Here is a 23,427-nt window from a genome sequence, read left to right as displayed (position 1 = left end):
GATGTTCCTAGGCGGGTTCCACCTGGACGGTCTGCGAACGACCGCCAACGGTGACCTTGTAGCGAATTGGCTCGCGAATGGCATTGGCAGCACCTGAGGCCTGCTCCGCCTCGCGCTTGAGCTGTTCGGCAGTCTTACCGACGTTCTTCGGCCCTTCGCCGCGCGTGGTGAAGAATCCCGGTGCGACGGATGGGAACAGTGCGTTGGTCAGGACGTCCTCGGCGGTGCCGTTGTAACCGTCGAGCTCCTTGGCCTGCTCGACCAGGTCGTCCCACTCTGGCTCGAGGAGATCAGCCGGACGAACAGTGATTTCTTCCTTCTTAGTCTGTTCCGCTGCCTGCTTAATCAGCTCTGGGTTGCGCTCACCCGGGCACTGCCCGTAATAGCCGAGCATGAGGTCAGCGAACTCAGCCGTCATAACCTTGTAGCGTCCCATCAGCACGTTAAACACAGCTTGCGTGCCGACGATCTGCGAGCTCGGAGTCACCAGCGGCGGGTAACCGGCGTCCTTTCGGACAATCGGTACCTCACGCATAACCTCTTCGACGCGGTCACCCGCGCCTTGGGCCTTGAGCTGGTTTTCCATGTTCGACAACATGCCACCAGGAATCTGCGACATGAAAATGTCGGTATTGACCAGGGTTTTCGACTCGAACTCTGCGTACTTCGGACGCACCTTGCGGAAGTGGTCACGAATGGTGATCAGGTTATCCATGTTCAGGTCGGTGGTGTAGTCGGTTCCCTCCAACATTTCCACCAGCGACTCGGTCGGGTTGTGCCCCGGGCCCAGCGACATCGACGAAATTGCCGTGTCCACGACATCCGCACCAGCTTCGATGGCTTTCATCAAAGTCACCATCGTGACACCGGTGGTCGAGTGACAGTGGACGTTAATCTGGGTGTCCTCGCCGTAAGTTTCCTTGATGCCGCGGATGATGTCGTAAGCCGGCTGAGGTTTCAGCAGCGCTGCCATGTCCTTCAACGCAATGGAGTCCGCCCCCATATCCAGTAGACGACCAGCGAGCTTAACGTACCCGTCGACGTCGTGAAGCGGAGACGTCGTATAGCAGATCGTGCCCTGCGCATGCTTGTCGACGTTCTTGACCGCGCGCATGGCGTGCTCGAGATTGCGTGGGTCGTTGAGCGCGTCGAAAACACGGAATACGTCCATACCGTTTTCAGCGGACTTCTCGACGAACTTGTCAACCACCATGTCCTCGTAGTGGCGGTAACCGAGAAGATTCTGGCCGCGCAGCAGCATCTGCAGGCGACTGTTCGGCATCAGCTTGCGGAATGTCCGCAGGCGCTCCCAGGGATCTTCATTAAGGAAGCGGATGCAGGCGTCAAAGGTTGCGCCGCCCCAGCACTCCACACTCCAAAAACCGGCCTTGTCCATTTCTTCACAGACATCGACCATGTCTTCCATAGCCATTCGCGTTGCCATGAGGCTCTGATGAGCGTCTCGGAACGCTACTTCCGTTACACCAATGGTTCGTGGACTCATAACTCCAAAAGTAAAGGCCTTTGGGGATCTTCGCGCGTTGGTGACCGCGAATACTGGGGATTCGGCGCCCGCCAAGGTGCGTTTAGAGTGTCAAATTGCCCACTTGCAGGGTTAAATACTTATTTTCACGCGAAGTTTATGCTCTTAATCGTTCGACTCGAATTTTTCCCTGGGGGTCGTTTTTGCGAATTGCGCTCGACAGATGGGACGGATGGCGCGCCCACACGGGACCGAAAAAGGCTCATGTTTTTTACAAAACGGTTAAGGTAGTCACATGAACCAAGCAAATACAGTCGGCGATTATCAAGTATGGCCGGGTGAGCCTTACCCGCTCGGATCTACCTACGACGGCGCTGGCACCAACTTTGCACTCTTTTCCGACGTTGCGGAAAAGGTTGAGCTTTGTCTGATTAGCGCCGAAGGCGAAGAAACACGCATTGAGTTGGAAGAAGTCGATGCGCATATCTGGCACTGCTACATCCCGTCCATCATGCCGGGCCAGCGCTACGCCTACCGCGTACACGGCCCATTCGATCCGGCCAACGGTAAGCGTTGCGACCCCAACAAGCTGCTGGTCGACCCATACGCCAAGGCTTTCGACGGCGAATTCGACGGTCACCCATCACTGTTCAACTATGACATTCATGACCACTCGAAGCGCAACACCGAGGACAGCCTGGGACACACCATGACCTCCGTGGTCATCAACCCATTCTTCGACTGGGGCGCTGACCGCGCACCTCGCACGCCGTACAACGAGACCGTGATTTACGAGGCCCACGTCAAGGGCATGACCATGACTCACCCGGATATTCCGGAGGAGCTACGTGGTACCTATGCCGGTCTCGCGCATCCGGCGATTATTGACTACCTCAAGGACCTTGGTGTCACGGCTATCGAACTGATGCCGGTCCACCAGTTCCTCCAGGACGACCACCTGCGCGAAAAGGGGCTACGCAACTACTGGGGCTACAACACCTTCGGTTTCCTAGCACCACATCAGGACTACTCGGCTTCCCAAAAGCCAGGCGGAGCAGTCAGCGAGTTCAAGGGCATGGTGCGCGCATTTCACGATGCCGGCATTGAGGTTATCCTCGACGTGGTCTACAACCACACCGCCGAGGGCAACCACATGGGCCCAACCATCTGCTTCCGAGGCATCGACAACGAGGCCTACTACCGCCTGGTCGAAGGCGATCGCCAGCACTACATGGACTACACCGGCACCGGTAACTCCCTGAATGTGCGCCACCCGCACTCGCTGCAGCTCATCATGGATTCGCTGCGCTACTGGGTCTCCGAGATGCATGTCGACGGCTTCCGCTTCGATTTGGCATCCACCCTGGCTCGAGAATTCCACGATGTGGATCGCCTCTCTGCCTTCTTTGACTTGGTGCAGCAGGATCCGATTGTCAGCCAGGTCAAGCTCATCGCAGAACCGTGGGATGTCGGCGAAGGTGGCTACCAGGTCGGTAACTTCCCACCGCAGTGGACTGAATGGAACGGTAAGTACCGCGACACTATCCGCGACTTCTGGCGCGGTGAGCCATCCACGCTCGGCGAGTTCGCTTCACGTATCACCGGTTCCTCGGACCTGTATGCAAACAATGACCGCCGCCCAACTGCGTCGATTAACTTCGTGACCGCGCATGACGGTTTTACTCTCAATGACTTGGTCAGCTACAACGAGAAGCACAATATGGCCAACGGCGAGGACAACCGCGATGGCGAGTCCCACAACCGTTCGTGGAACTGCGGTGTGGAAGGCCCGACCGACGACGAGCGCATCATTTCGCTGCGCGCTCGCCAGCATCGTAACTTCCTGACCACTCTCCTGCTGTCCCAGGGCACTCCGATGATTAGCCACGGTGACGAAATGGGACGTGGCCAGAAGGGCAACAACAACGTCTACTGCCAGGACAACCGTTTGGCCTGGGTCGACTGGAATCAGACTCGTACCAACTCTGAACTGGTCGAATACACCCAGTTCCTGACTGAGCTGCGTGCGGAACACCCAGTCTTCCGACGCCGCCGCTTCCTGCGCGGTGGCCCGCTCGGTGCGGAAACCGACGATCGTGACATTGCCTGGCTGACCTATGAGGGTCGTGTCATGACGACCGATGACTGGAACTTCGACTTCGGCAAGTCGTTGATGGTCTGGCTCAACGGCGATGCCATCACTGAGCCTGACCGCCGAGGTCACAGGATTGAAGATGACTCTTTCCTGTTGTGCTTCAACGCTCACCACGAGGACATCATGTTCCAAATTCCGGGCACCGAATACGCACACAGCTGGGAAGTCATCATCGACACCACAGAGATCACGGGTCGCCCGACCCGCGAGCGCATCGTTGAGCCAGAAGGCGAGCTCCGCGTGCCAGCCCGTTCTACCATCGTGCTGATCGAGCGGCACTAGCCGCGTCCGCGTTGGGTGTAGGGGCCTGGGCCTGGGTTTGTTCCTACACAAAAATCCCCTGTCGGCGGAAGACTTTTCTTCCACTGACAGGGGATTTTTCGGCTCTGAGTTCAACTCAAAACAGGGTTTGGGTCAACACAGCACTGCGGGAGCCGAGCTGGCGTGAAGTCTTCTTACGCAGATGCGCGCATATTGAACTCCGCCTGAGAGTTCAACCAGTACTCCGGCTCGGTGTCAAAGTAGTCGGACAGTCGATTTGCGAGGTCAGTAGTGACCGCAGTGCGGCCGGTGCGAAAGCGCTCCAGAGTTGAGCTTGGCACGCCGATGGCAAGAGCCAGTCGGTAGATAGAGAGGTGTCGCGGCTCGAGGAAATTATCGTTCAAGATAGAACCAGGGTGCACAGGATGCGTGCTCAAAATGTTTACTCCTTATTTCATCGCTTCACTGGCATACGTTGTTTCCGCTTTGCCCTACGCTTGAGCTCGAAAGCTCGAACGACCAGTTACCGCCGTTCGTCGAAAAGTATAAGGAGCGCCCGCTCAAAATGCATCCGGACATTTAACCCCCCAAAACATGTGGTTTTCAGGGGTACAGACACCCCCACTGTCCGAACGCTCCATAAATATTCCTATTTTTGTGGGCATTTCCACATTGTCGGAAGCCATGTGTACTCGGCGAGAACCGCAGGTACCGCAGCCTCTATGGGGCTCAATCCGCCATCGGCGCTACCATCTAGTGCATGACTACGACCACGCCATCCTCCGAGCCCGCCGTCGTCTTCGAGCTCACAGGCGACACGGTGACTATTACCGCAGATGGGCTCCGCCTTACCCACACCATCAACACGGCTAGCACCGACCCCGCGAAGCCCCTCCCGCTTGCCGACGTTGCGGAGGTCGCATCGGCAAGTAAAAACGGTGTCTACACTCCGGCCAACCGCTTTTTCCCCGGCACGGTGGACCTCGGAGTAGCTTTGCCAAAGGCCCGTGTGATGCCTCATCGTCAGGCAGCAGCGCAGTTGCTGGCAGACCTCGTGGCGGAGATGGCCAAGAATCCGGAGTTCTACAACTCAGCAGATGCTTTTACTTCCACGTTGATGCCGTGGGTGGCACAGCGTGCGGCGGTCACCGAAGGCGTGAGTGTGGTTGAGGGCGCGGGCGACGTCGTAAAGCAGTCTGTGCCTTTTGCACCGCTTCCTACGGGGGATGAGGTTGCGGCGTCGGACATCGCACCGTTTGCGGCGTTCGATGTAGAGACAGCGAACGAAGACACCGGCTCGATTATTCAGCTTGGCGTTGCGGTCGTGCGTGGCGGGAAGGTGACGGAGCGTTATTCCTGGATGTGCCGTCCGCCAAAGGGGCTGGAGTATTTTGATGAAGCCAATGTCGCGATTCATGGCATCACGGCGGCGGATGTGGCCGGTGAGCCGTCATTTCCGGAGCAGCTGGCGAAGTTTGTTGACGTCGTTGGGGATTTGGACGTAGTTGCTCACAATGCGCGGTTTGATTTCACAGCCCTGTCGCGGGCGTGCCGGACGGAAGGCATTCCAGCACCGAAGTTGAATTTTGCGTGTACTTATATGTGGGCTCGGCAGATGCAGTTGGGGCTGCCCAATTTGAAGCTGCCGACATTGGCGGAGGCCGCGGGGGCGTCGCTGGAGAATCATCATGATGCGACGGCAGATGCGGTCGCATGTGCTGAGGTAGCGCTGTGGTTGATGGAGCAGCAGCGCGCAACATCGGTGGCTGATTTGAGCCAGAAGGTCTCGCTGAGCTTGGGCCAGATTGGCAGTGGACGAGTGCGGATGGTGCGCTATGACCCGGCTGGTGTCGCCAGCACTGGCGCCGGGACCAACGCGGGAACTGGTACTGGTGCTGGTGCGCAGTCCGGCAGTTCCGCGCCGTCACGTCGGCCGCGTCGCAATGCGAAGTGGGATGCGGCCAAGACACCGGACACCATTCCAGACCCGAATCCGGACGCGGATCCAAGCGGCCTGCTGTACCAGCAGCGGGTGACGCTGACCGGCGATTTTGCCCCGTATGACAAGGGCTTTCTGTGGGATAAGATCGCCTTTGCAGGTGCGAATATCAATAAGGGTGTCACGAAGAAAACGACCATTTTGGTCGCCGGTCCGTGGGATTCGGTGACGTCGAAGGAGAAGAGGGCTCGACAGCTGCAGGCCGAAGGCCAGGAAATCCAGATTTGGACTGAGAAGGAGCTCTTCACCGCACTCGGGCTGAATCCGGAAGAGGATGGCGCGTCCGAAGCAGGAGACACTGCGGAAGGGACACCTAGCGCCAGCGCCGGAAACAACTCCAGTGAGTCGGTTCCGTTGTTCGGTTCTACTTCCCTGCCCGGCGATGACGGAATGCCACCCTTCTAGGCCACGTTCACGAGAAGAAATTCGCATTCGGACGGCAGGCGCAGACTCTGGGGCTAGCTGCTGCCACAGCGGTCAGGCAGCAGCTTTTCCTGGTGGGCGGTATAAAGGGGAACATGAGTCGCCGACCAATTACGTCCACCTACCGTCTCCAACTCCGTGGCCCCAAGGCCGACCCAAACGGGCGCGCTTTCACGTTCGCTGACGCGGCTGAACAGGTCGGCTACTTGGCAGACCTCGGAATTTCACACCTGTATCTGTCGCCTATCCTCACCGCCGTACCGGAGTCTAACCATGGCTACGATGTCATCGATCCGACGACGGTGAACCCGGAGCTCGGCGGCATGGAAGAGCTGCAGAAGCTCGCGCAGGTGGCGCACAAGGCCGGTCTGGGCATCATTATCGACCTGGTACCGAACCACCTCGGTGTTGAGGAGCCCAAGCTCAATGCCTGGTGGTGGGACGTTCTGACCTATGGCAAGGATTCTCAGTTCGAGCCATACTTCGACATCGACTGGCACGAGGACAACGGTGCCAACGGCAAGATGGGGTTGCCGATTCTGGGCTCCCCGGAGGATATCGACAAGCTGGAGCTCGACACGTCTGGTGACGAGCCACTTCTGCGTTACTACGACAATGCATTCCCGGTGCGCCCCGGCACCGAGGACGGCACCCCGCAGGAAGTACATGATCGCCAGGCCTATCGCCTGATGTACTGGAAGGACGGGGTCATTGGCTACCGTCGATTCTTCAGCGTCAACGGTCTGGCCGGCATCCGCCAGGAAAACCCGGTGGTATTCGAGCACACACACCGCATCATCCGCGAGCTGCTAGCTGCGGACATCATTGACGGTGTCCGCATTGACCACCCAGATGGCCTCAGCAACCCATTCGGATACCTCAGCGAGCTGCGCCGTCTACTCGGCGATGACAAGTGGCTGGTTATCGAGAAGATTCTGGGTGCCGAAGAGCCACTGGATCCGAGGCTCCAGGTTGACGGCACCACGGGTTACGACGCCCTGCGTGAGTTCGACAATGTCTTCGTCAACCGCGACTCCCGAGACGCCATGAGTATGTTGGCTCTGCAGCAGTCCGGTTCAACCTGGGACAAGACTGCCGTGCAGGCAACTGCGCAGGCTCTCAAGCACGATGTCGCTGCTCACGAGTTGGCTGCAGAAGTCCGTCGTCTAGCACGTGCCCTGCGCCGCGATAACTGGTCTATCAACGGTACCAGCGTCAGCGATGAGGTACTTATCGACACCATCTGCAAGCTGGTCGCTGCCATGCCTGTCTACCGTTCGGACTATGTCTCCCTGTCGCGAGTGGCTTCCACGGTCATTGGTGAGATGGCAGCGCGTTTCCCCTCGCGTGTCTTTGCCCTCGACCTCATTTCGGCAGGTTTGGTAGCCGGTGGTGAGGCCGCCACGCGGTTCGCTCAGGTTTGTGGTGCGGTCATGGCAAAGGGTGTCGAAGACACCACCTTCTACCGTGCCTGCCGCCTGATCAGCCTAAACGAAGTCGGCGGTGATCTCGGTCGCTACGGCATGTCTGCGGCGGAGTTCCACCTGTTGCAGTCGGAACGTGCTCGCCTCTGGCCACGAACCATGACCACGCTGTCCACGCACGACACCAAGCGCGGCGAAGATGTCCGCGCCCGCATTCTCCAGCTCTCCGATGTCTCCGGCGACTGGGCTGAAAATGTCCGCAACTGGATGGCCATCACCCCCGCCCCTGACGATGCCACCGGCTACTTCCTGCTGCAGAACATCATCGGAGTCTGGCCGACCGACGGCGTAATTACCGATGAACTGCGCGAACGCCTCCACGACTACGCCATTAAGGCCATCCGCGAGGCAGATGTGCACACCTCCTGGACGGAGCCGGTCGAGGAGTTCGAACTCGGCATTCGCAGCTGGATCGACGCGCTTCTCGACGGCCCCCTGACCGACTCCATCACAGAGTTCGTCCGCTCCATTGCGCCAGCTGCCCTGACCACGTCTCTGTCGCGCAAACTCCTCCAGCTTGTCGGCCCCGGCATCCCCGATACCTACCAGGGGACGGAGTTCACAGAGGACTCCCTGGTTGATCCCGACAACCGCCGGTTCGTCGACTACGATGCGCGCGTCGCGGCGCTGGATAAGGTTGCTCGCGATGAGGTCACGTCGGTAACTAAGAGTCCAGAGCACCCAGCTGAGCTGCCGGAGGACTTTACGGATGCCGATGCGGACGTCGCAAAGCTGATGGTGACTCACCACGGCGTGAAGCTACGTGCGGAGCGCCCGGAGTCCTTCGTCGGCGGTGCCTACCAGCCAGTATTCGCCGTTGGTGTGGGCGAGCGTCATCTGGTCGGCGCGGCGCGTGGACCGAAGGGCGAGCCGGAAGATGTTATCGCGCTGGTGACGCGCCGTCCGCTGGGGCTGCAGCGCGAAGGCGGTTGGGGCGACACTACAGTGACACTTCCCAAGGGGTTTTGGACCGACCGTTTCACCGGCCATACCTGGTCGGGCACCATCGCCGTGGCTTCTCTGTTCAGCTCCTTCCCAGTAGCACTGCTGGTACGCGAGGACGATGACGACTAAGCGCATGAAGGATTCGCTTGCCGACGGTTCCCGCGATCAGACCCGCAAGGCTCAGTTGGCGGAGGATCGAGAGGTTACACGTGCGCTGCAGTCGAAGTACGACTCGTGGGCAACTCGGCACCCCACCGCCGCGCAGGACTTTGTCGATGCGATTAAAGAGATTCTCTCCGATGCCGGTTTGGCCTTTGACAATGTCACGGCGCGGGTGAAGTCTTTCCGCTCATTGCGGCAGAAGGCCCTGCGTCGTGAAGCGGATGGCAGCTACGTCTACCCTGACCCGTGGCACGATATCCACGACATCATCGGTGTGCGTGTAACCACGTACCATTCGACGGAGATTCCCGCGATCATGGATGCGCTGGGAGATTCGCTGACTGTGCTGCGTAGGATTGACAAAACCGCGGAGACACGAATCAGCGGCCGGTTGGGATACGGCTCCCAGCACTTGATCTGCAAGGTGTCGACGGCGGCGCCGTCAGAGCTAGCTCCATATGCGGATATGCAGTTTGAGGTGCAACTGCGCACTGTGCTGCAGCATGCGTGGGCGGAATTTGAGCACGATATTCGCTATAAGGCCCCTGAGGGAGCGACAGACCCGCGGATTGATCGAGCTTTTGCGCTGGCCGCTGGCCTTATTGAGCTCGCGGATCAGCAGTTCGACCAAGTCGTTGCCGTGCTGGAGGAATCCACGCCGGACGATTCCGCGCAGGGAGAGGGCAAACAGCCCTCAGCTCCGGCAAAGACCACAGCCGATGACATTGTGGTGACTGAGGAAACCCTACCCGGCGTGCTGACGATGCTGCTTCCAGATGCGCCCCGATCGAAATCAGAACATTACGGCTGGGCAGAAGAACTGCTGGAGCGCAATGGCATTCGCACTGTCGGGCAGCTGCGAGAGCTACTTAATCCACAGCGCCTCAGTGCGGTAAGCAAGGCCATGAAGTACCGCTTTAACCCAGGCCATGTGCGTGTTATCGATGACCTACTACTAGCGGCTCGCGGTGAAAAGCACATCAAGGCCACTGCAGATACCAGCCATAACCCGAAGCGTCGACCAGCCCGTTTGCGCGCACGGTTGCAGCAACTAGCGGAGGCCGGGATGCCTATGAGCGACGTCCCCGAAGACGATCGAGCTGACGGCGATCGCGCTTCGTAGGCCGCCCGGCACCGCGATCGCGCATCGGCATCGATGCGAGAATCTCCCTCGGAGGCGGTGGCGGAGAGTGGTCGATATAGCACTGCCTGGCCACCGGAGCTCCGACCCGCTTCTTCACCGTCTTGGTGACCTCAACAATGTGTTCGCGGTGGTTTGCCCACAGTCGCACTCTGTCCCCTGGGACGACTAGAACTGAGGGTTTCACGGCTTCGCCGTTGACTTTGACGTGGCCGCCACGGCACGCATCTGCGGCCAATGAGCGAGTTTTCAGCAACCTGACCGCCCAAATCCAGGCATCAATACGCACTGGCTCGGTAGACAATTGCTGCTGAGCAGGCATTTACTGCGGATCCTTGTAGTTCACAATCCGCTGAACCTTTTGCCAATTGAGAAAACCACCGACCAGGCCGACTACTGCCAGGATGAGGAATAGAGACATGCTTCCGGCTAGAAGTCCGAGCACTGCACCGCCGACGACACCACTGCCTGCCCATACAACGGCATTGCGGGAGTACTTTCGCACCGCGTTCTTGCGGAGCTCAATGGGGTTCTGAGGTTGGGGCTGAAGATAGCTCATGGAGTACATATTAGAGCGTTCTGGTCGCCCTGACGCATCGCATAGGTCGATAGGGCGTACAATTCGGGAAAAATTTCTACAGCTATAGCAAACCTGCTAGATATTCCTATTTGGGTAGGTAATTAACACAATGGCGTAGGTTGATTGCTAGTGTTAGTCCTATGACAGAAACTGTCCGCCCCCGCCACCGCATGGTCGACCGCGTTGCGGCGATCCTCGAACTCGTTGCGCGCTCTAACGAAGGTCTAACCCTCACTGACATCGCCCACACGCTGAACTATCCGCTCAGTACCACGCAGGGCCTTGTCAACGGTCTGACTGTGACAGGTTACCTTGACGAGTCCAACAAGCGTTACACGCTCGGCATGGCGCCGTTTCTGCTCAATGTCATGGCCGGTCGTCGCATGGTCAACGTTCCGACGGCTGAGCTCGAGGCGATTCACAACGAAACTGGCTTGATTACCGTGCTGGCACTGCCGGTTGGTGGCAAGCTTTTCTACCTCAAAACCGTCGGTGAATCCATGCGCTACCAGTACCTGACGGAGAACTTCCTGCCGCGCTCGCTGTTGCGCACCTCTGCAGGTTGGGTTTTGATGAGTCGGTTTGAAAAGCGCGAACTGTGGTCCTACCTGAACTCCGCGCGGCCGGAAGACCAGGTCTATGTGGATGATTTCCTCCGCCAGGCCGGGGAAATCGCAGAGACCGGCGTCTGTGCTGCCCCGGGTATTGCCGAAGGCGGTGGCGTTGACGGTGTCTCTATCGCAGTGGAGGAAGACGGTGCTACTGTCGCGGCAGTCTGCGTCTTCGGTCGGCCAGAAAAGATTGCGGAAAATAAGGACGAGCTGGTGGAAATTCTCAAGCGCCATCGCGGCGCACACAACGGCGAGGAATCCCCGAACCAGGGTTAGTGGCTGTTAAGCGCGCAGCTCCCACCAGATTTCGCCACCGTCCGTAGACGGCTCGCTAGCTCCCTTAGTCAGCGCCTGCATTTCGCCGTCAAGCTGGGCAATCCCATCGGCAGTCACCGCGATGGAAAACTCCACGTTCTGGCCCCACCGCGTTTCCACGATCTCATAACCACGAGCACGCAATTCCGCTTCGATGCGACCGGCATCTGCGGCGGAGACACTCACTACCCTCAAGGCTCTTTGCACGCGTCGCATGCGCGTGACTTTTTCTAGACACTCTAAGACCGAATCCGAATAGGCCCTCACAAGCCCACCCGTGCCTAATTTGATGCCGCCAAAATAGCGGATCACTACGGCGGTGACATTCGTCATTCCAGAGCCCTGGAGCACATCGAGCATCGGGCGCCCTGCCGTGCCACCAGGTTCACCGTCATCTGAGGATCGCTCCACCCGATTCCCTCCGACGACCTCATGAATGTATGCGCTGCAGTGGTGGCGAGCATCCGGGTACTCCGCCTTGGCCAAATTGATGACCTCTCGGGCGCTGTCTTCGTCGTCGGCACGCGCGATCCACGTAATGAAGCGAGATTTCTTAATCTCGATTTCATTCGTGACGATGTCACCGTCGGCGGGGACAATCAGCTCGATGTCACGCTGATTCTGCGTCGCTTCGGTCGAAGTGGATGGCTCGGTGGTCATAGTGTCCATTGTTGCCTATGGGCTTAGTGCACACCCAATCACCGCCGCTCGGTACTTTTCTCGACCTCACCTTTGACTCCCCTCGAATCCGCGGTGTTCGAAAACGTTTCCCTGTGCCCATCCGCTGACTGACCTACCATGGTGCCCATGAGCAACTACCGAGTCTGGGCCCCGTACGCTTCCGAAGTTCGTCTGCTGTTGGGCAATCCTGACGCGCCGGCGATTTTTGATATGCATCCCATCGCTGACGCGACCGATGACTACGGCGCCAACTCTGGTTGGTTTGAAGCTGATGTGGCTCGCACACCGGGGGATCGCTACGCATTTTCGCTGCGGGCACATGCGGGATTCGGCGCGCCTGACGACGAATCGGGGGACGGCTCCTCCCCCGCTGTCGGTGACTGGACAATACCGCTGCCAGATCCGCGTTCCCAGTCGCAGCCGGATGGTCCGCATGGTTTCTCCGAGGTCGTTGACCTGGGTGCCTATAAGTGGAAGGACTCGGCCTGGTCGGGCCGGATTCTGCCAGGAGGTCTGATTTATGAGCTGCATGTGGGCACCTTCAGCGATTCTGGTGATTTCGAAGGTTTGGTGGAACATCTAGACCACCTGATTGAGCTGGGGGTAACACACATTGAGCTGATGCCAGTGCAGCCTTTCGGCGGTGACCGCAATTGGGGCTATGACGGTGTGTCCTGGCACAGCGTGCACGAGGGCTACGGTGGCCCGCGGGGTCTACAGAAGCTAGTTGATACGTGCCACCGAAAGGGTTTGGCTGTCATCTTGGATGTGGTCTTTAACCACTTTGGCCCAGACGGCAACTATGTGGGGTTTTTCGGTCCCTACACCGCTGGTGGTTCGACGGGTTGGGGTGAGGTTGTCAATCTCACTGGCGACAACTCTGATGAGGTGCGTGCGTATATTTTGGATGCAGTGCGCCAATGGCTGGTGGATTACCACGTCGACGGTCTTCGTCTGGACGCAGTCCATGCCCTGCATGACGAGGGCGCATTCCACATTCTGGAGCAGATGCAGGTTGTCGCAGACACTGTCGCAGCCGAGACTGGTATTCCGCGTTCTTTGATTGCAGAGTCCGACCAGAATGATCCGCGTTTGGTCCGTCCGCGCGCCGCTGGTGGCTTTGGCCTCAACGCTCAGTGGGATGATGACGTCCACCATGCACTGCACACGCTAGTATCTGGCGAGGACCACGCCTACTACTCAGACTTTGGGTCGGTGGAAGCGCTAGCTAGTGCTTTGGAAACTGGCTTCTGGCATACGGGCACAATGTCGACGTTCCGTGGTCGCACTCATGGTCGTCTCTTCGACCTGTCTGTACAGCCCATGCATGCTTTCGTAACGTACACGACCACACATGATCAAACGGGAAACCGCGCTGTCGGTGACCGTCCGTCGATGAACCTCACTCCGGCGCAGCAGGTTTTAAAGGCAGCAGTTATCGCCTGCAGTCCTTTCACCCCGATGCTTTTCCAAGGTGAGGAATGGGGCGCCTCTACCCCGTTTGCTTTCTTCTGTTCCCATGAAGATCCGGAGCTGCAGCGGCTCACGCGCGAGGGACGCCTACGTGAGTTTGCCCGTGCCGGGTGGGATCCGAAGGAGGTATCCGACCCATCCGATCCAGAGACCTTTAACCGCTCGAAGCTCAATTGGCAGGAGGTCTCGGAGGGCTCGCACGCCACTATTCTGGCGGCCTACCGCGATCTCTTCGCGCTGCGGAAGTCACACCCGTCGCTTCGCACTCCGTGGTCGGCATCTGTAGTGACTGAGTATGACGAGGACAATCGTTGCCTCGTCGTTGTGCGCAGCCAGGATGAGCGCGAAATGGGTGCCCGAAACTCGGATGCCTTTGAAACTGTCGCTTTGGTTGCGAATTTCTCCGACGCCGAAACCAGCGTCAGCCTGGATTCCGAGTTCGGTTCCGCCCACCTGCTACACACTTTTGAGGACGCAGCAGCCAGCATCGTCAATGACGAAGCTGCTGGTCCCGAAATCTCGCTTCCAGCGTGGGGCTACGCTGTCGTCTCGCTCAGCTAGTCAGCCGGATTTTCAGCCTCGGTGTCGGACTCTTCCTCATCCGCCGCACCCGACTCGGGTGCTGGCCACGGCAACTCGGTGACATCACCGTGGAGGACGTGAGCCACCAACGCGTCTGCGATGAGAATATCGCTCATCACCAACGTCGGAACCAGGTCCGCCAGCTGAGCCCACATCGGAATCAGCTCACGGACAGCGGCGACACTGGCATCAGAGTTCTCAGCCTGAGTACGAGCCAATACGCGGGCAGCCACTGCAATAAGCAGTGACGTTCCCGGCACCAGAGTCCAGTGCAGCGAAGGATCATCCGCATCGATGCCGTCGAGCTTGTGGAAGCGCACATTGACCGCCTTGCGCAGTCGTGGAGACGCCTTCGATACCGTCTTAAACAACACCCGAGAGGCGGCGGCAAGCTGGGTCATGACACCGGATTCCACAATCTCAGCACGATTGCGTACCACTTCGTAGATTGCGGTGAAGCGAGCGTCATCGTCGGTCAGCGGACCCGGGACCATGCGGTAAGGATCAAAGACCTGCGACAGAATAGCGCTGGCCTGTGCTTCCGGCAGCGAGGTAATCTGCACCGAGCTCTGGTCGATAGTAGCGGACTCCAGGGTGGTGTCCTGGCCGCTGGCAGCAATGTCCAGCAGTCCCTGGCCACCAGTTGTGCGCAGGTAGTCCAGCTGACGAGAACGGTCCACGCTCTCATCAGTGAGATCCGCCAATGCTGCCAATGCACCGAGCCACGGCACACGGCGACGCCCCGGCACTGGCTTAGTAGCGCTGAAGTCTCCCAGCACGAGTCCGGAGGCGATAAACATACCCGGCTGATCGTCGAGCGCGATGACTGAACGGTTCAACGCTGCCAGACCGGCGCGTGGTTCGGCACACAAGATCGCACCCAACCTAGGTGCGGCCAGCAGCGGATTCGCCTGCGCCATGTCGGTTGCACGACCAGCCCGCAAGGTCGCCAGTAGTGTCCACAAACGTGCGAGCTGATCCTGATTTAGCTCGCCCCACAGTTCCTGCGCGCGAGCAACGGGATCGGTGTCCTCGCCATCGAGGTCGATAGCCTCTGCATCATCGACATGATTCAGAATGGTCGACCCGGCCGCCGGCCACTGCGGGTGGCGTTCCTTTTCCACACCGAGAGTCACCTGCGCGACAAATGGGCCGAGGCCGCGGAGCTCGTCGGGAAGCTCGCATTCGCCCTCCACGACTTCGAGGGCGACGGGTTCGCGCCACGGCTGACCGGCGGCCCAGAGCCACAGGGTCATCGGCAAGTGCGAAACGTCGTCAGCGACATCAACCTCGATGATGTCAGTGGCTTCATCGTTGAAGGCAATCTGGCGGATGGCATCGCGGGAGGAAGCCTCCACCAGTGGTACAGACAGGCGCTTCCGTCCCGTCACACGTGTCCAGTCCAAACTGATGCGCAGAGCCTTCAGCAGGGAGATACGGTCTGCAAACTTGCCGAACTCCGCGTAGCCAGTATCGCCGAAACGCTTGATGGGGACACGACAGATGTCGCGCTCACCGCTGGAAACTGCAACATGCGCATGGCGCAACTCGCCCGGGGCACTGACGACAATCTTGCCGAAGGCATCGACACGCTTCGGGCGGGTGACCAATGTAGTGGTGCGGCGGGCGACGGATTCGTCGGCAAGCGGAACCTCAAACTGCAGCGTGCCTGGCGTGACCTGCAACTGCAGCCATGCGCCCTCGTCGGTGGAAAGCTCGACGGTACCTGTGACTTCGTCCGCCCCGAGGCGCACGATAGCGGGCTCGGCGTCAAGCGGCTTGTCGCCGGAGACAACGCGGATGTCGGCGGGGCTCAGACCGTCGATGGTTGGGATGCGGAATCCGTCACCACCACCGCTGTAAGTGATCGTGAGGTCTGCCTGCTCCGCAATGGCGAAGTGCTTCTGGAAGCTGCGGCCACGCGGATTGACCAGGCGAACCACGAACTCGCCGACCCACGGGTAATCATCATCGGTAAGGATCTCAACCTCGCCACCCGCGGCGGGCACCTCGAGGTCATAGACCATGACGGAATCCGTGGTAAACGCACCATAGCCACCAAAATCGGTGACGATGGCGCGCCAGGACTCGTCCTTACCGGACAGCGTCGGCGGGAACACAGCGACCGGACCACCGGCGTAAACCGGGGTGCCGTAGGCAGACACCGTGCCGTCGAGACGCGCGTGGGGCATGGTCATTCGCGGTTGACGCTGCGGTGATGCCGAGCGAACCTCGCCAGCCGCCCCAGACCGACGAACCTGAACTGCATGAACATCGCGAAGATCGATCTCAGCGACTTGCCACAACTCCCAGTTAAATGGGCGCGGGTCCGATAGCAATGGCACCTCAGCACCCGTAACGGGGTCAACGAGTGTGGCATCAACCGGGTAGACCACCGTAGCGGACGTCGAGTGTAGCGAGACCTTGTCTGTGACTGACTGACCGTCGGCACCGAAAATGAGAATTGGGTCCTCAGTGCTAATCGCAGGGACTCGCCAGTGCTTCTCATCGCCAATTTCCACCAGCACATCGCGCACCGGCTCATCGATGGTCACCACTGGACGCGGCAGCGAATCCTGCAGGCCCACCACCGGCGTCGTTGCTACCGTGCCGCCGAAGGTGACACGCCAGGTCCGTCCCGCCGGATCCAGCGGCGTCGGTAGCTGTACGCCAACGGTCTGCGTCAGCTCATCGAAGTACAGCTGCGGGCGGCCGGTCGTTGCCACCACGCCCACCGCTTCACGACGATTCGCAGTACCCGCCGGACGCATACGCAGCTCTTCACGCGCAGCGGCCACCAGAATAGGCGGCAGCCCCGCATCGAGCTGGCCGAGTTCTTCCCGGGCCTCCCAGTTGGCCGGATCGGCAGCGGTGGCAATGGCGTAGCCGAGGGTTGCCTTAAACAACTTGTGTGCCTGACGAGGTGCCGTCCTGGCCAGCTGACGCAGCGCCAGCGGGTAGACACCATCTTCCGCCTCTGCGATTTCGGTCAGCAGCTCCTCGAGCAGCGGATGAACCTTCGAAAGCGCCTGTACCAGGTCATTTGATGAAGGGTCGGATAGCTCCGCTACCCCGGCAAGTTCCTCGCAGCGCTCGATAATCAGTGGCATCACTGACAGCTGCACTCCCGCGTGCAGCAGAAGCACCTGCGCTGCCCGCTGCAGCGGATCCGCGTCGGCTTGGTTGCTGTCGACGTCGTTAGGCAAACCAGCGTTGGCCAGCATTGTCGGCACTGCGGCGGCGAGGTGCTCGATGAGCGCGCCGGTAGTGTCAGCGTCTGGATCCAGCTGCAGAGCGGCTGGCCAGTCCAGCCACATTTCGCTTGCCGACGCAACACGCGCGGCGCGTCCTACCAGCGAGGCAAGGGTGACCAGCGGGTGATTGTCAACGACACTCTTCGCAGCTTCGATATCGGCGGCAGTACCGCCCGCCAGATGATGGGCCAGGAGCGTTCCCAGGAAGCGGTCGATACGCTCAACCTCGTCCATCGCCAGCCCTGACCAGACAAACAGTGGCTCAACTTTGGCCTGTGTGGCAGATTCCAACAGCCCTGGAATCCGGGTGGCCAGGTCCTGCTCTGCGGCAGCCAGCCACATTTCGACAGTCACGGTATTTTCCACTCGGACACCCTGGTCGACACTGCTTGCCCCAGTCATAGTGGGTGGACGCTCCCCTTCGCTACAAAGCTTGCTCGAAAAGATTCATTTAATTAACGGAGCTGGGAGGACTTCCTCGGAGGTTTCCCAGCTGGACCCAGCAAGTCTAGGTCAAAAAGTCATACTCTGGTGTGCCGGGTACCAGTCGGCGGCACTTCAGCGGCGAGGCATCCATGCGTGCCAGCAATTCCTCGAGGTCAGAGGCACGACGTAGCTCAATACCGACAAGAGCCGCGCCAGTTTCGCGGTTGTTGCGCTTGAGGTACTCGAACTGCGAGATGTCGTCATCCGGGCCGAGAACATCGCTGAGGAACATACGCAGCTGGCCGGGCTTCTGCGGGAAGTTGACCAGGAAGTAGTGCTTGAGGCCGCGGTAGACCAGCGAGCGCTCCATGATCTCGGCATAGCGCAGCACGTCGTTATTACCGCCCGAGATGATGCAGACAACAACCTCGTCCGGTTCAAACTGCATCTGCTCCAGAGCTGCCACAGACAGCGCACCGGCCGGCTCAGCGATGATCCCTTCGTTCTGATAGAGATCCAGCTGCGCCTCACAGACCGCGCCCTCCGGCGCAATCATCGGATGAACGCGGTTGCGGTTGGCCTCCAGGATGTGCCATGGCAGGTCACCGAAACGGGCCACCGCGGCGCCATCGACGAACGGATCGGTGTGCCCCAGCGTAATCGGGCCGTTGTTCTCCAGGGCTGCGCGCATGCAGGCCGCACCCGCAGGTTCCACACCCATGACCTGGGTGTTCGGCGACATATCCGACAGGTAAGAGGTGACACCGCTGAGCAGACCACCGCCACCGACCGGTGCGCAGATGGTATCCAGAGTCAACCCCTGGCCGGAGAGCTGCGCAATAATTTCAGCTGCGACAGTGCCTTGTCCGACAATGGTGTTGAAGGAGTCGAATGGCTCCACCATGGTGGCACCAGTGCGCTGTGCGTCAGCACGCGCCGCAGCGGCGGCCTCATCGAAGGAGTCCCCGACAACGACAATCTCAACGGCATCGCGGCCGTGGTAAGCGATACGGTCGCGCTTCTGCTTCGGCGTGGCATTGGGCACATAGATGCGCCCCTTAATACCCAGCTGGCGGCAGGCATATGCCACGCCTTGAGCGTGGTTTCCTGCAGATGCCGCAACGACGCCTGCTGCTCGCTCTTCGTCGGTGACCTGAACCATGGCGTTGTAGGCACCGCGAATCTTGTACGAGCGCACGTCCTGGAGGTCTTCCCGCTTGAGGAATACCTTAGCACCGGTGATTTCGGAAAGACGTGGGCTGAACTGCAGCGGAGTGGCCGCAATAACCGAAGAAATTCGTGCCTGCGCAATCTGAATATCGGCCGCGTGGACAAGTCGGCGTTCGGTCTGGGAAGCAGGCACAGAATTCTCACTCATGAGCTATGACTCTACTCGGTCATACAACCGGTTGCGACAATCAGGGCCACGATAAGCTACCCCAAAATGCTGGCCCCAATCGTCGCCTTCAGATCACCAATCAAGCTGGCGTCCCGGTCGACCCGCAAGTGCTCGCCGAGAACCAAAGTGGTGTGGGAATCGCCGTCGACAAGCTTGAGGTAAACGTCGGAGTCGCCTGGGTTGTCCAGCAGTACTGACTTCAGCTTGGCAATCATCTCCGGAGTGCACTGATCAGTGCGCATGGTCAGACGCAGCGGCGCCGAAGTGGAGCCATTACGGCCAAGATCCGGCAGCTTCAGGTCATCACAGACCACACTCATGCGGTCATCGCGGTACTGAACGCGGGCACGAATAAGCACGATGGCGTCTTCAGCAATGCTGGTGGCAATCATCGCGTAGGTTCTCGCAAAAGCCATAACTTCCACGCGCGCGCCGTTGTGGTCCTCAATACCGATAATCGCCCAGGGCTGGCCGTTCTTATTCACGCGACGGTCAACGCTAGAGACAATGCCACCAATAGTGATTTCGGTGTTGTTAGCGACTTCCCCACCGACGACCGTGGTCAAAGCGGTATCGGTCTGCGCGGCCAGCGATTCTTCGAACCCATCGAGTGGATGACCGGAGACATAGAGGCCCAGCATTTCTCGTTCCAGGGTCAGCTCGTGCTTGCGATCCCACTTTTCATCCGGCACACGGATTTCAAAGATGCTCTCCGATCCGGTGTCCTCTTCCCCACCGAAGCCCGCAAACAGGTCGAACTGTCCCTTGTCTGCAGCCTTCTTGGTCGACAGCACCGAGTCAATGGCTTCTTCGTGAATGAGCGCAAGGCCCTTTCGTGGGTGCCCCAGCGAGTCGAAAGCGCCGGCCTTAATCAGCGACTCGGTGATGCGCTTGTTACACGGCAGCGTCTCAATCTTGTCCAGGTAGTCCGAGAACGACGTGAACTTGCCCTTCTCCTCGCGCGTCTTCACAATCGACGCGACCACATCATGGCCGACGTTGCGGATAGCGCCAAGGCCGAAGCGAATATCCTCACCGACCGGCTCGAAGTCCATACCCGACTCATTGACATCCGGCGGCAGCACCTTAATGCCAAGGTGGCGACAGTCCGACAGATAAATAGCCAGCTTGTTCTTATCATCCGCCACCGAGGTCAACAGCGCCGCCATGTACTCAGCGGTGTAGTTGGCCTTCAGATACGCGGTCCAGTAGGACACCAGGCCGTAGCCCGCCGCGTGAGACTTGTTAAACGCGTACGAGGCGAAGGGCAGAATAATATCCCACAGCTTCTGGACAGCATCCTTGGAGAAACCATTCTCCAACATGCCGCCTTCGAAGTTCACGAACTCCTTGGCCAGCACCTCGGGCTTCTTCTTACCCATGGCCTTACGGAAACCATCTGCTTGGCCCGCGGTGTAATTCGCCAGCTTCTGCGAGATCTTCATGATCTGCTCCTGGTACACGATCAGGCCGTGTGTTTCTTCCAGGATTTCTTTCAGCTGCTCATCCAGTTCCGCGTGGATGGCGTTATAAGGCTTGCGACCATTCTTAATATCCGCGTAGTCAAAGTGCGCGTTCACACCCATCGGCCCCGGACGGTACAGCGCCAGCGATGCCACGATGTCGTCGAAGCCCGTTGGCTGCATGCGTTTGAGCAGCTCACGCATGCCGCCACCATCGAGCTGGAACACGCCGAGGGTGTCACCGCGCGACAGCAGCTCATAGACCTTCGGATCATCGGTCTGAAGGTCATCGAGCAGAACTGTCTCGCCTCGGTTGGACTTGATGTGCTCAATACAGTCACCGATAACCGTCAGGTTTCGAAGACCCAGGAAGTCCATCTTCAACAGACCGATGGCCTCACACGCCGGATAGTCCCAGCCAGTGATAATCGCGCCGTCAGCCTGTCGCTTCCACATCGGGATGTGATCCAAGAGTGGCACCGACGCCATTACCACGGCACAGGCGTGCACGCCGGTCTGCCTAACGACGCCCTCGAGACCACGGGCTGTCTCGTAAATTCGAGCCACATCCGGGTCGGTTTCAATAAGCTGACGAACCTCGGCGGCCTCGCCGTAGCGTGGGTGCTCCGGGTCGACGATGCCGCTCAGCGGAATGTCCTTAGCCATAATCGCAGGTGGCAGCGCCTTAGTAATGCGGTCTGCAATCTGGTAACCCGGCTGACCGAACTGCACACGCGCCGAGTCCTTCAGAGCCTGCTTGGTCTTCACCGTACCGAAGGTGACCACCTGCGCCACCTTGTCTTCGCCCCAGCGATCGGCGGCGTAGCGAATCATTTCATCGCGGCGGCGGTCGTCGAAGTCGATATCGATATCCGGCGCGGACGGGCGCTCTGGGTTCAGGAATCGCTCGAAGAGAAGACCGTGCTCAATCGGGTCGATATTGGTAATCCACGTCGCGTATGCAACCAAAGAACCGGCAGCGGAACCACGCCCCGGACCGACCTTGATGCCCACCTCACGGGCATGGCGGATCAACTCCGCCACGATAAGGAAGTACGACGGGTAGCCCTTACCGTCAATCACCTCAATTTCGTACTCCGCGCGCCGGATGTACTCCTCCGGTACCTCGCGCCCTTCAAAGCGCTTGCGCAGCCCCTCCATCACGTTGTGATGCAGCCATGTCGTCGGCGTCTCCCCTTCCGGAACGTCCGCCTTCGGCATGCGATCGTGCGGGTGCTCCTCCCACAGCTCGTCGTAGTCCTCAACGCGCTCTGCGATGAGCAGCGTGTTATCGCAGGCACCCGGGACTAGGTGATCCCAGGTCGCGCGCATTTCTTCGGCGGACTTAATAAAGTAGCCGTCACCGTCGAACTTAAAACGGTCCGGGTCATTGAGCGTCTTACCCGTCTGCACACAGAGCATGGCCTCGTGAGCCTTGGCCTGGTCACGGGTGACATAGTGGCAGTCATTCGTAACCAGCGGCGGCAGGTTCAGCTTCCGGCCAATCTCCAGTAGCTCACTGCGCACACGGGTCTCAATATCCAGCCCGTGATCCATCAGCTCAAGGAAGTAGTTTTCCTTGCCGTAGATGTCCTGCCACATCCCGGCGGCCTGCAGAGCCTCGTCGAACTGCCCCAGGCGCAGACGCGTCTGCACATCACCCGACGGGCAACCAGTGGTCGCGATAATGCCCTCGGCGCGTTCTGCCACCAACTCGGCATCCATACGCGGGTACTTACTAATTTGTCCCTCATACGACGCCATCGACGACAGGTAGAACAGGTTCCGCAGGCCCTGCGCATTCGCAGCCAACATGGTCTGGTGCAAGTAGGAACCGCGACCCGAGACGTCGTCTCGACGCTGATGCGGTTCACCCCACTGAATGCGCTTTTTATTAAAACGGCTCTCCGGCGCCATATATGCCTCAATGCCGATGATTGGCTTGATGCCCTTGGACTTCATCTGCCGATAGAACGCATTCGAGCCAAACATATTGCCATGGTCGGTGACACCGACCGCAGGCATTCCCTGTCGCGCAACCTCGTCGGCAAGCAAATCAATCTTCGCCATACCGTCGAGCATGGAGTACTCGGTGTGATTGTGGAGGTGCACGAAGGAGGAGTTAGCCATGAGTCCAGATTGTAGACAATCCCCCGGACTGAACAAGATTCCTTCGAACACCCAAAATGAAGCAGCCCCTTATGCCTGCACAGTTATAGCTAAAGACGTGTGCAACATCACTCTTACTTTTCCTTTACTTTTCAAAACCAGTTGACAATACTCGACATCACAGTTCGTGAGGAAGTCCTCATATTTCCTCGCGGCCACAAAGAAACGCACCGCCCTCGAGCAAAGAACCAAAGGAGCAATACAGTGTTCGCACCACTTTCCGATGGCCACTTCACCTACTTCCCCAAGCCCGAGCTTGACGAGGTTCTTGCAACCATCGACCGCCGCCCTGTCGCTGCCGGCTACCTCATCGATGGCGATGTCATCACCTCCAACATGGATGCCGCCCGCTACAGCTGGCTGGTCTAAAAGGGCGCAGACCTGGAAAATTCTGACTTTCTTTTCAAAATCAAAGACAGTA

15 protein-coding genes are annotated in these 23,427 nt (G+C 59.1%); 7 read left to right on the top strand and 8 right to left on the bottom strand.

The features are described from left to right. Positions 1 to 7: 7 nt before the first annotated feature. Positions 8 to 1,504, bottom strand: coding sequence for a methylmalonyl-CoA carboxytransferase subunit 5S (locus tag HMPREF2562_RS07560; protein WP_042388769.1), 1,497 nt, complete (start codon positions 1,502 to 1,504; stop codon positions 8 to 10). A gap of 274 nt (positions 1,505 to 1,778) precedes the next feature. Here HMPREF2562_RS07560 and glgX point away from each other — a divergent pair, with 274 nt between their 5' ends. Beyond that, positions 1,779 to 3,920 (top strand): glycogen debranching protein GlgX, encoded by a 2,142-nt coding sequence (gene glgX / locus HMPREF2562_RS07555; protein ID WP_048734718.1) that lies wholly within the window; start codon positions 1,779 to 1,781, stop codon positions 3,918 to 3,920. Between the two features lie 173 nt (positions 3,921 to 4,093). On the opposite strand, the gene HMPREF2562_RS07550 is transcribed toward glgX, so the two are convergent. Beyond that, positions 4,094 to 4,336 carry a HigA family addiction module antitoxin gene (locus HMPREF2562_RS07550; protein ID WP_005510305.1) on the bottom strand — a complete coding sequence of 81 codons (243 nt, stop codon included), beginning with the start codon at positions 4,334 to 4,336 and terminating at the stop codon, positions 4,094 to 4,096. A 323-nt stretch (positions 4,337 to 4,659) separates the two neighbouring features. On the opposite strand from HMPREF2562_RS07550, the gene HMPREF2562_RS07545 reads away from it, so the two are divergent. The 3 genes from HMPREF2562_RS07545 (at position 4,660) to HMPREF2562_RS07535 (ending at position 10,035) form a co-directional block, all read left to right on the top strand. Then, positions 4,660 to 6,303 (top strand): exonuclease domain-containing protein, encoded by a 1,644-nt coding sequence (locus HMPREF2562_RS07545; RefSeq protein ID WP_070545600.1) that lies wholly within the window; start codon positions 4,660 to 4,662, stop codon positions 6,301 to 6,303. Positions 6,304 to 6,416: 113 nt separating this feature from the next. Continuing rightward, positions 6,417 to 8,879: a malto-oligosyltrehalose synthase gene (gene treY / locus HMPREF2562_RS07540; protein ID WP_070545603.1), complete on the top strand. Its 2,463-nt coding sequence runs from the start codon at positions 6,417 to 6,419 to the stop codon at positions 8,877 to 8,879. Continuing rightward, positions 8,869 to 10,035, top strand: coding sequence for a GTP pyrophosphokinase (locus tag HMPREF2562_RS07535; protein WP_016422971.1), 1,167 nt, complete (start codon positions 8,869 to 8,871; stop codon positions 10,033 to 10,035). Before treY ends, HMPREF2562_RS07535 begins: the two co-directional genes overlap by 11 nt. On the opposite strand, the gene HMPREF2562_RS10770 is transcribed toward HMPREF2562_RS07535, so the two are convergent. Together HMPREF2562_RS10770 and HMPREF2562_RS07530 are read right to left on the bottom strand one after the other, a co-directional pair. Continuing rightward, the gene (locus tag HMPREF2562_RS10770; protein ID WP_016422972.1) at positions 9,983 to 10,375 is read right to left on the bottom strand and encodes an RNA-binding S4 domain-containing protein; all 393 of its coding nucleotides are present in this window, start codon (positions 10,373 to 10,375) and stop codon (positions 9,983 to 9,985) included. The genes HMPREF2562_RS07535 and HMPREF2562_RS10770 overlap by 53 nt on opposite strands. Next, positions 10,376 to 10,621: a hypothetical protein gene (locus HMPREF2562_RS07530; protein WP_005510313.1), complete on the bottom strand. Its 246-nt coding sequence runs from the start codon at positions 10,619 to 10,621 to the stop codon at positions 10,376 to 10,378. A gap of 152 nt (positions 10,622 to 10,773) precedes the next feature. Here HMPREF2562_RS07530 and HMPREF2562_RS07525 point away from each other — a divergent pair, with 152 nt between their 5' ends. After that, on the top strand, positions 10,774 to 11,520 hold the full coding sequence (locus HMPREF2562_RS07525) for a helix-turn-helix domain-containing protein (RefSeq protein ID WP_016422973.1): 747 nt from the start codon (positions 10,774 to 10,776) through the stop codon (positions 11,518 to 11,520). A 6-nt stretch (positions 11,521 to 11,526) separates the two neighbouring features. Here the strand turns inward: HMPREF2562_RS07525 and HMPREF2562_RS07520 are convergent, their stop codons facing one another. After that, positions 11,527 to 12,228: a YigZ family protein gene (locus HMPREF2562_RS07520; RefSeq protein WP_016422974.1), complete on the bottom strand. Its 702-nt coding sequence runs from the start codon at positions 12,226 to 12,228 to the stop codon at positions 11,527 to 11,529. A 129-nt stretch (positions 12,229 to 12,357) separates the two neighbouring features. Here HMPREF2562_RS07520 and treZ point away from each other — a divergent pair, with 129 nt between their 5' ends. Continuing rightward, positions 12,358 to 14,274: a malto-oligosyltrehalose trehalohydrolase gene (treZ, locus tag HMPREF2562_RS07515; RefSeq protein ID WP_016422975.1), complete on the top strand. Its 1,917-nt coding sequence runs from the start codon at positions 12,358 to 12,360 to the stop codon at positions 14,272 to 14,274. On the opposite strand, the gene HMPREF2562_RS07510 is transcribed toward treZ, so the two are convergent. The 3 genes from HMPREF2562_RS07510 to dnaE all read right to left on the bottom strand — a co-directional run bounded on the left by HMPREF2562_RS07510 (position 14,271) and on the right by dnaE (position 22,967). After that, positions 14,271 to 17,951: a hypothetical protein gene (locus HMPREF2562_RS07510; protein WP_016422976.1), complete on the bottom strand. Its 3,681-nt coding sequence runs from the start codon at positions 17,949 to 17,951 to the stop codon at positions 14,271 to 14,273. The genes treZ and HMPREF2562_RS07510 overlap by 4 nt on opposite strands. Before the next feature lie 106 nt (positions 17,952 to 18,057). After that, entirely contained in the window at positions 18,058 to 19,353 is a 1,296-nt protein-coding gene (ilvA, locus tag HMPREF2562_RS07505) for a threonine ammonia-lyase IlvA (RefSeq protein WP_016422977.1), read from the bottom strand. Between the two features lie 56 nt (positions 19,354 to 19,409). Beyond that, entirely contained in the window at positions 19,410 to 22,967 is a 3,558-nt protein-coding gene (gene dnaE, locus HMPREF2562_RS07500) for a DNA polymerase III subunit alpha (RefSeq protein WP_016422978.1), read from the bottom strand. 243 nt (positions 22,968 to 23,210) lie between these two features. On the opposite strand from dnaE, the gene HMPREF2562_RS10960 reads away from it, so the two are divergent. Continuing rightward, entirely contained in the window at positions 23,211 to 23,375 is a 165-nt protein-coding gene (locus tag HMPREF2562_RS10960; protein ID WP_016422979.1) for a hypothetical protein, read from the top strand. Positions 23,376 to 23,427 lie beyond the last annotated feature (52 nt).

Source organism: Corynebacterium sp. HMSC077G07, assembly GCF_001809225.1.
Classification (GTDB): domain Bacteria; phylum Actinomycetota; class Actinomycetes; order Mycobacteriales; family Mycobacteriaceae; genus Corynebacterium; species Corynebacterium jeikeium_D.
This window is presented reverse-complemented; position numbering and strand designations above follow the sequence as displayed.